General features: G+C 71.1%; 14 protein-coding genes. 4 read left to right on the top strand and 10 right to left on the bottom strand.

All coding sequences use genetic code 11. From position 1 onward, the window contains the following. Window positions 1-103 precede the first annotated feature (103 nt). From ACIRPX_RS32695 to ACIRPX_RS32680, 4 genes are all read right to left on the bottom strand, one after another. Window positions 104-1,444, bottom strand: coding sequence for a hypothetical protein (locus ACIRPX_RS32695; protein WP_404202016.1), 1,341 nt, complete (start codon window positions 1,442-1,444; stop codon window positions 104-106). Then, a complete protein-coding gene (locus tag ACIRPX_RS32690; protein ID WP_404202014.1) occupies window positions 1,434-1,991 on the bottom strand; it encodes a DUF6114 domain-containing protein in 558 nt (185 codons plus the stop codon). The genes ACIRPX_RS32695 and ACIRPX_RS32690 overlap by 11 nt, the downstream gene beginning before the upstream one ends. 131 nt (window positions 1,992-2,122) lie before the next feature. After that, window positions 2,123-2,755: a DUF6230 family protein gene (locus ACIRPX_RS32685; protein ID WP_404202012.1), complete on the bottom strand. Its 633-nt coding sequence runs from the start codon at window positions 2,753-2,755 to the stop codon at window positions 2,123-2,125. 645 nt (window positions 2,756-3,400) lie between these two features. Continuing rightward, window positions 3,401-4,381 carry a tetratricopeptide repeat protein gene (locus ACIRPX_RS32680; RefSeq protein ID WP_404202010.1) on the bottom strand — a complete coding sequence of 327 codons (981 nt, stop codon included), beginning with the start codon at window positions 4,379-4,381 and terminating at the stop codon, window positions 3,401-3,403. 209 nt (window positions 4,382-4,590) lie between these two features. Between ACIRPX_RS32680 and ACIRPX_RS32675 the strand changes: the two genes are divergently transcribed. Next, window positions 4,591-5,211 carry a TetR/AcrR family transcriptional regulator gene (locus ACIRPX_RS32675; protein WP_404202008.1) on the top strand — a complete coding sequence of 207 codons (621 nt, stop codon included), beginning with the start codon at window positions 4,591-4,593 and terminating at the stop codon, window positions 5,209-5,211. 78 nt (window positions 5,212-5,289) lie between these two features. Here the strand turns inward: ACIRPX_RS32675 and ACIRPX_RS32670 are convergent, their stop codons facing one another. From ACIRPX_RS32670 to ACIRPX_RS32655, 4 genes are all read right to left on the bottom strand, one after another. Next, on the bottom strand, window positions 5,290-6,990 hold the full coding sequence (locus ACIRPX_RS32670; protein ID WP_404202006.1) for a methylmalonyl-CoA mutase: 1,701 nt from the start codon (window positions 6,988-6,990) through the stop codon (window positions 5,290-5,292). 108 nt (window positions 6,991-7,098) lie between these two features. Further along, window positions 7,099-7,437 carry a DUF3817 domain-containing protein gene (locus tag ACIRPX_RS32665; RefSeq protein WP_404202004.1) on the bottom strand — a complete coding sequence of 113 codons (339 nt, stop codon included), beginning with the start codon at window positions 7,435-7,437 and terminating at the stop codon, window positions 7,099-7,101. 65 nt (window positions 7,438-7,502) lie between these two features. After that, window positions 7,503-8,012: a MarR family winged helix-turn-helix transcriptional regulator gene (locus tag ACIRPX_RS32660; RefSeq protein WP_404202002.1), complete on the bottom strand. Its 510-nt coding sequence runs from the start codon at window positions 8,010-8,012 to the stop codon at window positions 7,503-7,505. 10 nt (window positions 8,013-8,022) lie between these two features. Next, window positions 8,023-9,303, bottom strand: coding sequence for an MFS transporter (locus ACIRPX_RS32655; protein ID WP_404202000.1), 1,281 nt, complete (start codon window positions 9,301-9,303; stop codon window positions 8,023-8,025). Between the two features lie 91 nt (window positions 9,304-9,394). Here ACIRPX_RS32655 and ACIRPX_RS32650 point away from each other — a divergent pair, with 91 nt between their 5' ends. Continuing rightward, window positions 9,395-10,378, top strand: a complete 984-nt coding sequence (locus ACIRPX_RS32650; protein WP_404201998.1) for a DUF5937 family protein — start codon at window positions 9,395-9,397, stop codon at window positions 10,376-10,378. Between the two features lie 82 nt (window positions 10,379-10,460). Here ACIRPX_RS32650 and ACIRPX_RS32645 read toward each other — a convergent pair whose 3' ends face one another. Together ACIRPX_RS32645 and ACIRPX_RS32640 are read right to left on the bottom strand one after the other, a co-directional pair. Further along, complete coding sequence (locus ACIRPX_RS32645; RefSeq protein ID WP_404201996.1) at window positions 10,461-10,754, bottom strand: MTH1187 family thiamine-binding protein; 294 nt, start codon at window positions 10,752-10,754, stop codon at window positions 10,461-10,463. After that, entirely contained in the window at window positions 10,751-11,095 is a 345-nt protein-coding gene (locus ACIRPX_RS32640; protein ID WP_404201994.1) for a DUF3817 domain-containing protein, read from the bottom strand. Before ACIRPX_RS32640 ends, ACIRPX_RS32645 begins: the two co-directional genes overlap by 4 nt. A gap of 205 nt (window positions 11,096-11,300) precedes the next feature. Between ACIRPX_RS32640 and ACIRPX_RS32635 the strand changes: the two genes are divergently transcribed. Next, the gene (locus tag ACIRPX_RS32635; RefSeq protein WP_404202056.1) at window positions 11,301-11,933 is read left to right on the top strand and encodes an AIM24 family protein; all 633 of its coding nucleotides are present in this window, start codon (window positions 11,301-11,303) and stop codon (window positions 11,931-11,933) included. Continuing rightward, entirely contained in the window at window positions 11,933-12,583 is a 651-nt protein-coding gene (locus ACIRPX_RS32630; protein ID WP_404201992.1) for an AIM24 family protein, read from the top strand. The genes ACIRPX_RS32635 and ACIRPX_RS32630 overlap by 1 nt, the downstream gene beginning before the upstream one ends. Window positions 12,584-12,585 lie beyond the last annotated feature (2 nt).

The raw sequence follows: 12,585 nt of genomic DNA, 5'->3' as shown, positions 1-12,585 counted from the left end.
CGGCAGGCTGCCTTGACGGCCCTTCCACGGCGCTGAGGGCGCCCCCTGCGACAGGGGGCGCCCTCAGGCCTTGCGCGGCTCCCGAACGGGTCTGTGGCGGCGCTCAGCCGGTTCCGTCGGTCGTGTACACGTGCATACCCGGCACGTGCAGGGTTCCGCCGAACTGCGCGGCCTGGACGACCTTGACGTGGGTGAAGTAGATCAGCGGGATGTTCAGCGGCGGCGGGCTGTCCGGGCTGAACGTGATCGGGATCAGACCGAAGAGGTTCCCGGAGATGGACTCCGTGTACATCGTCGTGTCGCCGTCGCGGATGGTGGACGTCGTCCCCGATCCGGCCTGCACGTGGTAGGTCTTGCCCTGCTGCTTGTCCTTCACCGTCTGGTGCAGGTCGCCGATGTCGGTGCCGCCGGAGATGATGTACTTCAGCACCTTCTTGGTGGTGCCGTTGGCCGTCTTCACCTCGACGACGCCCTTGTAGTCGGCGCCCTTCAGCAGCAGCGAGCTGGCGTTCAGGTACCAGGGGTCGTCCGCCACCGGCACCTTGTTGTCGACGCCGCTCATGTCCTCCGTGGCGGTGGGGCAGTTCCCCGCGTCCGCGCTGGAGCTCGGCGAGGGGCTCGCCGAGGAGGTGGCCGTGTCGGCCGCCTTCCGGGCCGCCTCGGTCGCGTCGCCGGCCGCCTTGGACACCTTGTCGGTCGTGTCCTTCACGGTGCTGTCGACCGTGTCGGTGACCTTCTTGGTCGTGTCCTTGACCGCGCCCGCCAGGCCCGTGTCCGAGGACGACGTGTCCTTGCTCGCGCTCGCGCTCGGCGAGGCGGTCGCGGACGGCGTCGCGCTCGTGCTCGACGACGAACCGCCGCCGCCCAGCAGGCTGCCGAGCGCGTCGCCGACGTCGCTCAGCAGACCGCCGCCGCCTCCGCTGCTCTCGGACGCGGACGGGCTCGGCGAGGCGGTGTCACCGCTCGACGTGTCCTTCGAGCTGTCCGTGGCGGACGGCGTGGGCGTGGGCGTGGCCTTGCCGGCCGAACCCGAGTCCGACGACGAGCCCGTGGAGCCCGTGGAGCTCTTCGAGGACTCCTTCGACGTGTCCGCGGTGGACGAGGGCGACGGCGTCGCCTTGTCCTGCGTCGTGCTCTCCGAGGCGGACGGCGACGGCGAGGCCGAGGCGGCGTCCAGTGCGGCCACGCAGTCCTTGTACTCGTCCGCGGTCAGGCTCTTCGCCGTGGGGGACGGCGAGGAGCCACCGCTGTCCGCGAGGGCGAGCGAGGACGTGAAGCCCATCCCCACGAGGACCGCCGTCGGCATCGCCGCCATGGCTATCGCCTTGCCGGCCGGCATGTGGAACCTGGTGAACAGCGGCTTCCTGGGGGCCGCGTGGCGCGGCCCGGATCTCACACGGGACTCGTCCACATCGGCCCCGTGGATCACCTCGTCAGCCGGCACTGTGCCTCCCGTTCGCCCCGTTGGCCGGGCTCGTTCCTGACAGATCGTTCGGCTCGTCCACCACGGGCTTGAGGACGGCTGTGTCCGGGTCCGCGGCCGCGGGGGCGCCGCCCGTCGCCGGGCCGTCCTCCCGTGCCTCCTCGGCGGGCGGCTCGCCCGGGGCCCAGGCCACGGCCATGGCGCCGCCGACCAGCGCGAGCAGGAAGCCCATCAGGAAGCCGCCGATGTTCGACACCGGGATGGAGACCAGCCCCAGCAGGATCGCCGCGATGCCCGCGAACGTGCGCACGTGCTTCTGGAACCACAGGCTGAAGCCCAGGACGACGAGCAGTACGCCGATGATCAGGGACCCGGCACCCGCGGTCGTGGCCATCGCCAGCGTCAGGTGGCCCACCTGGAGGTGGGCGTAGGGGAAGTAGGCGATGGGGAGTCCGGCGAGCATGACGAACAGGCCGGCCCAGAACGGCCGCTCGCCCCGCCAGGCGCGGAACTGCACCCTCCGGCGACTGAACTGGCCGGCGGGCTCGGCAGGAGTCTCGGCGCTCATGGAATACAGCTCCCTGGTGCGGCTTTGCTGTGGTGATGGTGCTGTGGTGGTGGGTTGTGCAGCGTGTGAAGAAAGTGGTGGAAGGTGGACGGGCGGGGGCGCCATCGGCTCCCCCGCCCGTCACGGCGTGCTCAGTAGCACTCGTGCGTGCCCGTCTGCACGGACATCTTCAGCCCGCTCAGCTTGAAGGTTCCGGCCGTGGTGGCCCACGCCGTCTGCTTCACGCCGGTCAGCGTGGCCGAGTCGGCCTGCTGCGCGAATCCGTACGGGTTCGCGGCGTCACCGCTGTGAATGCCGGGACCCTTGCTGGCGTCCTTGGCGGCCACACCGATGTCGATGTTCTTGAACGTCGCGTCGGCGCTCAGGTCATCGAGGTCGATGTAGAGGTTGTCGGCCTCCACCGGCGTGCTGCCGCCGCCGGCCTTCAGCACGAGGCTGACACTGCCGATCAGCGGGATGTCCGGGGTGACCACGGACTGGCACAGGCCCTTGATGCTCGCGGACTTGAACGCCGAGACCGCGACCGGGTGTGCCGTCTTCTTGCCGTCGAGGGTGTACCCCGAGTCGATGGCACCGTACTGAGAGAAGCCGGTGCCGGTCAGCTGGTCGGCGGTCACCTTGAACTGCTGGCCGGACACGCTGAACGACGCGGCGAGAGCGCCCTGCGCGAGGGCGACACCTATCGCGGCCGTAGCGGCGACGCTGGGCACCATGACCACAGCGAACCGCTTCCATCTGGTCCCGCCACGCACCTGGGACTCCATATTTCCTCCTTCTCGGACGTACATCTCCTGATCCCGACCGCCCCTAGTCGGCGGCTCGGCCGGGCAGGGATGGGAGAAGTGCTACGTCCTCGGGAAGGAGAGCGCCTGCACTCGGAGGCGCGAACCGCGCACCGACGCCGGCGATCACCCCCGAGCGACAACCACTGGTCGCGCCTGACACGCATCACGCACAACCTTGCTGGACAGGCTTCGCCGGGTGGGCGAAGACCCCCCTGCCCAAGAGCCGGCGCCAGTGACGTCGGCTCTGCTCGGTGGGGACCCAGGGAACTCGCGTGACCCGACCGGCTGTCGGGGTACGTGAATGGACCGAGCGTCGCCGATCGTGGTGCATTCTCGCCGCCCGCACAAGGGGCTTCGTTACTCGGTAGTAACGGCGGGATAACCGACGGACGACCCACAGGTCTCAGGTGGCGACGGAGGGTGCAGTCCGGGGCCGAGACAAAACCGTTGATCGCTGGACAGAAACCGACAGATCAACGCCCCGAACTTACTGGCAGTAACAGCGGCCGCGTTTACCAAGTTTTGGTAAAGCGCGGCCGCACTGACGTTCCGTCGGCAAACCTTTCACCTGGGCATCACATGCCCTGGCGTTTAGCGACTGGTCAGAACCAGCCCGTCGCCCCGCTAGAACAGTGCACGCGCGAGTGCCCTGCGTGACGTCGCCACCCTGGGATCATCGGTCCCGACGACCTCGAAGAGTTCCAGCAGTCGCATGCGTACCGTGTCCCGGTCGTCACCGGCGGTGCGCCGGACCGTGTCGATGAGCCGCCCGAAGGCGTCCTCGACGTGGCCGCCGACCAGATCCAGGTCGGCCGCGGCGATCTGGGCCGCGACGTCGGCGGGCTTGTCCGCCGCGTCCCTGCGCACCCGCTGCGGGTCCAGGCCCTGCACCCGCTGGAGCAACTCGGCCTGGGCGAGGCCCAGTTTGGCCTCAGGATGGCCCGGGTCGTCGCTCAGCACGTTCTTGTACGCCTGCACCGCGCCGGAGAGGTCCCCCGAGTCCAGGGCCCGCACGGCCGCCTCGAGGAGCGCGTCGTACGGCCCGGCGGGCACGGCCTCGGCCGCGGGCTGGGCGCCGCCCGGCTCGGCGTCGGGGTCGACCGCCAGGCCGGTCAGGCCGAAGCGCTGCTCGGCGACCTGCACGAGCTGGTCCAGGGTCTGGCGGATCTGGGCCTCGCTCGCGGCCCCCTGGAAGAGCGGCAGCGCCTGGCCGGCGACGACCGCGAAGACGGCCGGGATGCCCTGGATCCCGAACTGCTGCATCAGCATCTGATTGGCGTCGACGTCGACCTTTGCGAGAAGAAAGCGTCCGCCGTACTCGACGGCGAGCCGTTCCAGGACCGGGCTCAACTGCTTGCAGGGCTCGCACCACTCGGCCCAGAAGTCGATGACGACGGGCACCTCGGTGGAACGCTGCAGGACGTCACGCTCGAATCCGGCCTCGTCGACGTCGATCACCAGGTCGGCCGGGGAGACGGCGCCCGGGCCACCACCCGTCCGCGCCGCTTCCGCGCGGGCCTGCTCCGCCTTCGCCTTGGCCTCCTGGGCCGCCTTCACCGCGGCGAGGTCGACGACTCCGCTCATGGACATGTTCCGTGGCTGCATGCGTCTATCCTCCCCCGTCCGCCCGCGGTGTGTGAAAAGCCGTGTGAAAGCCGGTCGTACTGCGCCGTGTCCGACGCCGGGTCCCCACCCCGCGCCACGCCAATGGTTTCGCTACGAGTCGTAGCGTAATGGCACCGGGTGCCTCCTCGCGACCACCCCCCGGTGATCTCCCTCACTGCGTCACGACAACCGCCGGTTATGGTCGACGGATGCAGAGCCGCACACCCGCCCCACGCGCCTCAGGACGCCCGCGCAGCGCCGAGGCCGACGCCGCGATCCTCGCGGCCACGCGGGAGGCACTGGTGGAGCTGGGCTGGTCCAAGCTCACCCTCGGCGACGTGGCGACGCGCGCCGGGGTCGCCAAGACGACCCTCTACCGCCGCTGGGCGGGCAAGAACGAGCTGGTGGTCGACGCGGTGGCGGAGCTCTTCGACGAGCTCGTGCTGCCCGACCGCGGCACGCTGGCCGCCGACATCGAGGGCGTGGTCCTGCAGTTCGCGGCGATCCTGGCCCGGCCGGAGGCCAGGAGCGGACTGATGGCGGTGGTCGCCGAGGCCACCCGCGACGAGGCCCTGCGCGAGCGCATCCGCGACTCGATCGTCACCCGGCAGAAAAGGCTGGTTCTGGAGGGCCGCGCCCGCGCCCAGACCCGCGGCGAACTCCCCCCGGAGACGGACCCCCTGGAGACCGCCCGCACGGTCGACCTCATCTTCGACGTGGTGGCGGGCGCGGTGGTCCACCGCACGCTGGTCAGCGCCGAGCCGGCGGACGAGGAATGGGTACGCGGCTTCACGCGCGTGCTCCTGGTGGGGTTGATGGGGGCGCCCTAGTTGGAGCCCCCGGTCGCCCCGGGGGGCACCCCGCGTCGTCCCCGCCGTCCCCGCCGGCCCCGTGCGGTGACGGGCGCCTCAGAAGCCCGCGGGCTCCGTGTAGACGCCCCACTCGTCCCGCAGCACTCCGCAGATCTCGCCCAGAGTGGCCTCCGCGCGCACCGCGTCGAGCATCGGCCCGATCATGTTCGAACCGTCCCGGGCGGCCGCGAGCATGCCGTCCAGCGCCGTGCGCACGGCGGCGTCGTCCCGGGCGGACTTGCGGGCGGCCAGCACCCGGACCTGCTCGCGCTCGACCTCGTGGCTGACGCGCAGGATCTCCAGGTCGCCGGTGACCGACCCGTGGTGGACGTTCACCCCCACGACCCGCTTGTCGCCCTTCTCCAGGGCCTGCTGGTAGCGGAAGGCCGACTCGGCGATCTCACCGGTGAACCAGCCGTCCTCGATCCCGCGCAGAATCCCGGAGGTGATCGGCCCGATCGGGTGCTCGCCGTCCGGATGCGCCCGCAGCCCGCGCTCCTTTATCTGTTCGAAGATCTTCTCCGCGTCCGCCTCGATCCGGTCCGTGAGCTGCTCGACGAACCACGAACCGCCCAGCGGATCCGCGACGTTGGCGACCCCGGTCTCCTCCATCAGCACCTGCTGCGTGCGCAGCGCGATCTCCGCCGCCTGCTCGCTCGGCAGCGCGAGCGTCTCGTCCAGGGCGTTGGTGTGCAGCGAGTTGGTCCCGCCGAGCACCGCGGCGAGCGCCTCCACGGCCGTACGCACGACGTTGTTGTACGGCTGCTGGGCGGTCAGCGAGACACCGGCGGTCTGCGTGTGGAAGCGCAGCCACTGCGCCTTCTCGCTGCGCGCCCCGTACACGTCCCGCATCCAGCGCGCCCAGATGCGGCGCGCCGCACGGAACTTGGCGATCTCCTCGAAGAAGTCGACGTGCGCGTCGAAGAAGAAGGACAGCCCGGGCGCGAACACGTCGACGTCCAGCCCGCGGCTGAGCCCCAGCTCCACGTACCCGAACCCGTCGGCCAGCGTGTAGGCGAGCTCCTGCGCGGCCGTCGAGCCGGCCTCGCGGATGTGGTAGCCGGAGACGGACAGCGGCTTGTAGGCGGGGATGCCGGCGGCGCAGTGCTCCATCAGGTCGCCGATCAGGCGCAGATGGGGCTCGGGCTGGAAGAGCCACTCCTTCTGCGCGATGTACTCCTTGAAGATGTCCGTCTGCAGCGTGCCGTTGAGCACGGCGGGGTCCACGCCCTGCCGCTCGGCCGCGACCAGGTACATGCAGAAGACGGGCACGGCCGGCCCGCTGATGGTCATGGAGGTGGTGACGTCGCCCAGCGGGATGTCCTTGAACAGCACCTCCATGTCGGCCGCGGAGTCGATGGCCACGCCGCAGTGCCCGACCTCGCCGAGCGAACGCGGGTCGTCGGAGTCGCGGCCCATGAGCGTCGGCATGTCGAAGGCGACGGACAGGCCTCCGCCGCCGTTGCGGAGGATCATCTTGTAGCGCTCGTTGGTCTGCTCGGCGTTCCCGAAGCCGGCGAACTGCCGGATGGTCCACGTCCGCCCCCGGTATCCGGTCGGATACAGCCCGCGCGTGAAGGGGTACTCCCCCGGCCAGCCGATCCGCTCGAAGCCGTCGTACGCGTCCCCCGGCCGGGGGCCGTACGCGGGCTCCACCGGGTCCCCGGAGAGCGTGGTGAAGTCGGCCTCTCGCGTGCGCGAAGCGTCGTACCGGGCCTGCCAGCGGCGGCGGCCCTCCTCGATGGCGTCAGCGTCCATGCACACCAATTTACTTGGACGTCCTAGTAAATGTCGAGGCAGTAGGACGTCCGACCACATCACCGCGTGTGTCCGCCGTACGCCCGGGGGCGTGCGGCGGGGCGTCGATCAGGCCTCGGCGACCGCGGGGGCCTCGTCGGCGACCTTGGTCTCCAGCTCGTGGCTGACCTTCCGCTCGACGAAGAAGGCGGCGGTCGGGATCGTGCCCGCGAGCAGGACCCACAGCTGCTTGCCCACCGGCCACTTCGCCTTGGAGCCCAGGTCGAAGGCGAAGACCAGGTAGATCACGTAGAGCCAGCCGTGCGCGATGGCGACGACGCGGGTGAAGTCCGCGGCGCCGTCGATGTCCAGGCCGTACTTGGCGATCATGCTCAGGCACAGCAGGACCAGCAGGACACCGGTGACGTAGGCCATGACGCGGTAGCGGGTCAGCACGCTCTTCTTCATGCCGTCGAGCGTAACCGCACGTTCCGGGAGATCTTGGACCGGGTCGGCCCGCGCCCCGGCCCGGGTCACTCCTCGTCGAAGTCGTGGGCCGCCACCCGCAGCGGCCGCAGCATCGCGAAGATCTCCCCGCACTCCTCGGCGTCGTAGGCGCCGAGGCCGAAGTCCATCGACATCAGGTCGCGGGTGGCCGCCTCGACCACCTCGCGGCCCCTGCCGGTGATGGACGCGAGCGTGCCGCGTCCGTCGTTGGGGTTGGGGCGCTTGGCCACGAGGCCCGACCTCACCAGCCGGTCGACGGTGTTCGTCACGGAGGTGGGGTGCACCATGAGGCGCTCGCCGATCTTCGACATGGTCAGCTCGCCCTCCTTGGAGAAGGTGAGCAGCACCAGCGCCTCGTACCGGGCGAACGTGAGTCCGTACGGCTTCACCACCGCGTCGACCTCGGCGAGCAGGATCTGGTGCGCGCGCATGATCGAGGTGATGGCCGCCATGGACGGCACGTTCCCCCAGCGCTGCTTCCAGAGTTCGTCGGCGCGGGCGATCGGATCGAAGGGAAGACTGAGCGGCTTCGGCACGGCACAGACCTTACCGGCCGGTCATATGGTGGTCAGCCCCGTCTCGCCTTTCGGTCCGGCGGGCCTGCAGGGCGAGCAGCGCGCAGCACACCGCCCCCAGTCCGCCGGCCCCCGCGACGGTCGCCGCCACCCCCGCGAACTCCGCCACGACGCCCGCCAGCGCCATTCCGACGCCCTGGGTCGTCATCAGCCCGGCGGTGAGCAACGTCATGGCCCGTCCGCGCAGTTCATCGGGCACGGCCCGGACGAACCACTGGTCCAGGCCGAGGGTGTACGCCGAACCCGCGCCCGCGGCCACGAGCAGGAGGAGGGAGGGGACCAGGCCCGGGTGGAGGGCGTAGCCGAGGTAGGGGAGAAGGGCGAGGACGACCAGCGGGAGGGCGACGCGTTCGCGGGTGGCGGGGCGCAGGCGGGAGCCCGCGCAGAGCTCGCCGGCGATCGTGCCCACCGGCAGCGCGCACATCAGCAGGCCGAGGCCCACCGAGCCCGCGGCGAGGTCGTCGGCGTAGGGCGCGGCCAGCGCCTCCGGGACGACCGAGAACATCGACGGGATCCAGAAGAGCAGGAGCAGGGCGCGCACCCGGCGGTGTGCGAGGACCTGGCGGACGCCCCGCAGGGAGTCCCGCACCAGGGGGCTTCCGGTCCCGGCGCGGGCGGGCCTGCGGCGGGTGCCGAAGCGCAGGAGGACGGCCGAGGCGCAGAAGGTGCCGACGGTGATCAGCAGGGCGTGCCGCGGCGGCACGGCGATCAGCAGCAGCCCCCCGAGTCCGAAGCCGGCGAGCAGCGCGCTCTGCGACACGATCCGCAGCAGGGAGCGGCCGAGCACGAACAGATCGCCGTCGCCGAGGATGTCGGCGAGCGTGGCCATGCGGGTGCCCTGGAAGACGGGTGAGACGACGGCGAGGCAGCAGCGCAGGGTGAGGAGTACGGCGACGCGGTCGCCCGAGGCCACCATCAGCGCGACGCAGGCGGCCTGCGTCAGGTCGCAGACCACCAGCACCCGCCGGGCCGGGAAGCGGTCGGCGACGCCCGCCGACAGCGTGCCCCCGACCACGTAGGGCAGAAAGCCCAGCGCGAAGGCGAGGGCGCTCATCAGGGGCGAGCCGGTGAGGTCGTAGACGAGGACGGACAGGGCGATCTCGCTGACGATCACGCCGAGCAGGGAGAGGGCGTGGGCGGCGAAGACGGCGCGGAACTCGCGGACGGCGAAGACGTCGGCATAGCGGCCGTCGCCCGCCGGGGCGGCGGATGGTGCGGGCAGCGTCGTCGTGCCCTCCGGCTCTTCTGGCATGGGCAGCAGCGTGCTCGGGCCGGGCGGGGCATCCTAGAGATTCGGCACGGGCCGAATGTTCCGGCTCGTCGTCCGCCGGAAGGAGGTGGCCGTGCCGTCCCGTCTGCACTTCGGTCAGGACGACTTCCTGCGCTGCCGCTTCGCCGTCTCCCCGCTGTGGGAGACGCAGGAGGTGGTGCGCATGCTCAAGCGGCCCGAGCGGCAGGGCTACCACGCCCACTGGCTGCGCCGCATGGGCCGGATCGCCGCCGGGCTCGACCTCACGGACCTGTGGCTGCTGATGCCGCAGCCCGGGTACTGCCCCGACTGGCTCTGCCCGCCCCCGATCGGGCCGGCGGCGACCTTCGAGGAGGAGATCGCCGCGGTACGGGCGAGTGATCCGGCGGCCGCCCGCGCGGAGACGGAGCGGTCGCTGGCGGACACCCCGGGCGCGCTCGGGCTCCCGCGGGCCCGGGACTGGCTGGGGAACCCGGCCGCCATGGTCGAGCACCTCTGCGACCTCATGGAGGAGGTGTACCGCGCCCTCGTCGCCCCGGACTGGCCCCGTCTGCGCGCCCTGCTGGAGGCGGACGTCGCCTTCCACTCGCGGCGGCTCGCCGAGGTGGGCCTGGGCGGGCTGCTGCCCGAGATCAGCCGCCGCTTCGGCTGGCACGCGGGCACGCTGACCGTCGAGCACCGGGGCCGGCACGAACGCCGGCTCGGCGGACAGGGCCTGGTCCTGATGCCCAGCGTCTTCATCTGGCCGGACGTCGTCAGCACCTTCGAACCCCCCTGGCAGCCGACCCTCGTCTACCCGGCCCGCGGCATCGGGGCGCTGTGGACCGAGCCGGCCGAGGGCGCGGGCGAGGTGCTCGGACAGCTCCTCGGCCGCGGCCGGGCGTCCGTCCTCGCCGCCCTCGGCGAACCCGCCACGACGACCGCCCTGGCGCACCGCCTGGGTCTCGCCCCGTCGTCCGTCTCCGCCCACCTGACCCTGCTGCACCGGGCCGGCCTGCTCACGGCCCGGCGCCACGGCCACCAAGTTCTCTACGAACGCACGCCCTTGGGCATCGCGCTGTCCAGCGGCGAAAGCTGACCCCGCCCCACACCCGGCAACCCGCCCGCCCCCGGGCCGCGCGAGCCGGGGTTCAGCGTTCTGACGTCCCAGTCCTGACGTCCTAGCGGGCGAGGTGGCGCTCCACCGTCTCCACCTTGGAGGTGAGCCCGTCGGTGACGCCGGGCCGGATGTCGGCCTTGAGGACCAGGGACACGCGTGGCGCCCGCTCCTCGACGACGGCCACGGCCCGCTTCACGACATCCATCACCTCGTCCCACTCCCCCTCGATCGAGGTGAACATCGCGTCGGTGCGGTGGGGCAGACCGGAGGCGCGCACGACGCGGACGGCCTCGGCGACGTACTCCCCCACGTCCTCGCCGACCCCCAGCGGCGTCACGGAGAAGGCGACGATCATGCGTTCACGACCCCTTCCTGGCGGGCGCGGGAGGCGATGACCTCGTCCTCGGCGGCGCGCTTGAGCTTGCGCTCGGCGAAGAAGCCGCCGGTCGGCAGGACGGAGAGGACGAAGTAGAAGGCCGCCGTCCGCAGCGGCCACCTGGTGCGGTTCCAGGCGTCGGCCCAGAAGATCACGTACAGGATGAAGAGCACGCCGTGGACCATGCCCATCACCGGCACCGCGTTGAAGTCCGTGGTCCGCTTCAGCACGGAGCAGACCAGCAGGAGCAGGAAGGAGACGGCCTCGGGGGCCGAGACGAGCCGCAGGCGGCGGAGGGCGGTGGCGGTCTTGAGGTCCACGGGTCACCTTCGGTGGGAGACAGGTCGCTGTTTGTGAACGGAGGCACAAGCGTTCCCCCATTCTGGCAAACGCCGGGGCGGACATCGGCCGAGGGGTCGCACGGCGGGACGTGAGATGCGTCCCCTAAGGGTCCGGACAGGGCTTTCTCCACCCGACGGGCCCTGTCGGGTCCACCCGGGCGGCGGCTACCTTCGCAGCGTGGCGATGTTCCGACTCCAAGGCAGCAAGGTGCTCGCCGTCGACATGACCGGGGACGCCGTGAAGGCGAAGAACGGCTCGATGGTCGCGTACGACGGTCAGATGGCCTTCAAGAAGCTCAGCGGCGGCGGTGAGGGCCTGCGCGGGATGGTGACGCGCCGGCTCACCGGCGAGCAGATGACGGTGATGGAGGTGAAGGGTCACGGCACGTGCTGGTTCGCGGACCGCGCCTCCGAGATCAACCTGGTCGGACTCCAGGGGGACAAGTTGTACGTGGAGTCGAGCAATCTGCTCGCGACCGACGCCGGGCTGAGGACCGGCACGACCTTCACCGGACTGCGCGGCGCCTCGCAGGGCAACGGTCTGTTCACGACGACCGTCGAGGGCCACGGCCAGGTGGCGATCATGTCGGACGGCCCGGCGGTGGCGCTCCGGGTGAGCGCGCAGTACCCGCTGACCGTCGACCCCGGCGCGTACATCGCGCACCAGGGGAAGCTGCGGCAGTCGTTCCAGTCCGGTGTGACCTTCCGCACCTTCCTCGGCGAGGGCGGCGGCGAGGCCTTCCAGATCAGGTTCGAGGGGGACGGGCTGGTGTACGTACAGCCGAGCGAGCGGAACACGATCGCGGGGGACGCCTGATGCCCTTCCGTGAGATCAACTCCAAGATGGTCGAGGCGACGGTGCTGCCCGGCCGGCGGCTGTTCAGTCAGCGCGGCGCGATGCTCGCCTACCAGGGCGAGGTGTCCTTCACACCGAACCTCCAGGGCGGCCAGGGCGGCATCATGTCGATGATCGGCCGCCGGGTGGCGGGCGAGGCGACGCCGCTGATGAGCGTCGAGGGCAGCGGCACGGTCCTGTTCGGGCACGGCGGCCACCACATCCAGGTCATCAACCTCACCGGCGACACGCTCTACGTGGAGGCGGACCGCCTGCTCGCCTTCGAGGGGACGCTCCAGCAGGGCACGATGTTCATGGGCTCGCAGGGCGGCGTCATGGGCATGGTCCGCGGCCAGGTCTCCGGCCAGGGCCTGTTCACCACGACCCTCACGGGCCACGGCTCGGTGGCGGTGATGGCCCACGGCGGCGTCTTCGAGATCCCGATCACCCCGCAGCACGCGGTCCACGTCGACCCGCAGGCCTACGTCGCCCACCACGGCGACGTACGCAACAAGCTGTCGACCGCCCTGGGCTGGCGGGACATGGTCGGGCGCGGCTCCGGCGAGGCGTTCCAGCTGGAGCTCAGCGGCAGCGGCGCGGTGTTCGTCCAGGCCTCGGAGGAGAAGCTGTGAGC

The sequence above is a fragment of the Streptomyces sp. NPDC101225 genome, assembly GCF_044767585.1.
Lineage (GTDB): Bacteria > Actinomycetota > Actinomycetes > Streptomycetales > Streptomycetaceae > Streptomyces.
The sequence above is the reverse complement of the archived record's forward strand: the minus strand, read 5'-3'. Positions and strand labels throughout refer to the sequence as shown.

Excerpts from the sequence above, each read along its gene's own strand:
- ACIRPX_RS32690 (WP_404202014.1), bottom strand. The coding sequence starts at position 1,991 with ATGAGCGCCGAGACTCCTGCCGAGCCCGCCGGCCAGTTCAGTCGCCGG.
- ACIRPX_RS32685 (WP_404202012.1), bottom strand. The coding sequence starts at position 2,755 with ATGGAGTCCCAGGTGCGTGGCGGGACCAGATGGAAGCGGTTCGCTGTG.
- ACIRPX_RS32680 (WP_404202010.1), bottom strand. The coding sequence starts at position 4,381 with ATGCAGCCACGGAACATGTCCATGAGCGGAGTCGTCGACCTCGCCGCG.
- ACIRPX_RS32675 (WP_404202008.1), top strand. The coding sequence starts at position 4,591 with ATGCAGAGCCGCACACCCGCCCCACGCGCCTCAGGACGCCCGCGCAGC.
- ACIRPX_RS32670 (WP_404202006.1), bottom strand. The coding sequence starts at position 6,990 with ATGGACGCTGACGCCATCGAGGAGGGCCGCCGCCGCTGGCAGGCCCGG.
- ACIRPX_RS32665 (WP_404202004.1), bottom strand. The coding sequence starts at position 7,437 with ATGAAGAAGAGCGTGCTGACCCGCTACCGCGTCATGGCCTACGTCACC.
- ACIRPX_RS32655 (WP_404202000.1), bottom strand. The coding sequence starts at position 9,303 with ATGCCAGAAGAGCCGGAGGGCACGACGACGCTGCCCGCACCATCCGCC.
- ACIRPX_RS32645 (WP_404201996.1), bottom strand. The coding sequence starts at position 10,754 with ATGATCGTCGCCTTCTCCGTGACGCCGCTGGGGGTCGGCGAGGACGTG.
- ACIRPX_RS32635 (WP_404202056.1), top strand. The coding sequence starts at position 11,301 with ATGTTCCGACTCCAAGGCAGCAAGGTGCTCGCCGTCGACATGACCGGG.
- ACIRPX_RS32630 (WP_404201992.1), top strand. The coding sequence starts at position 11,933 with ATGCCCTTCCGTGAGATCAACTCCAAGATGGTCGAGGCGACGGTGCTG.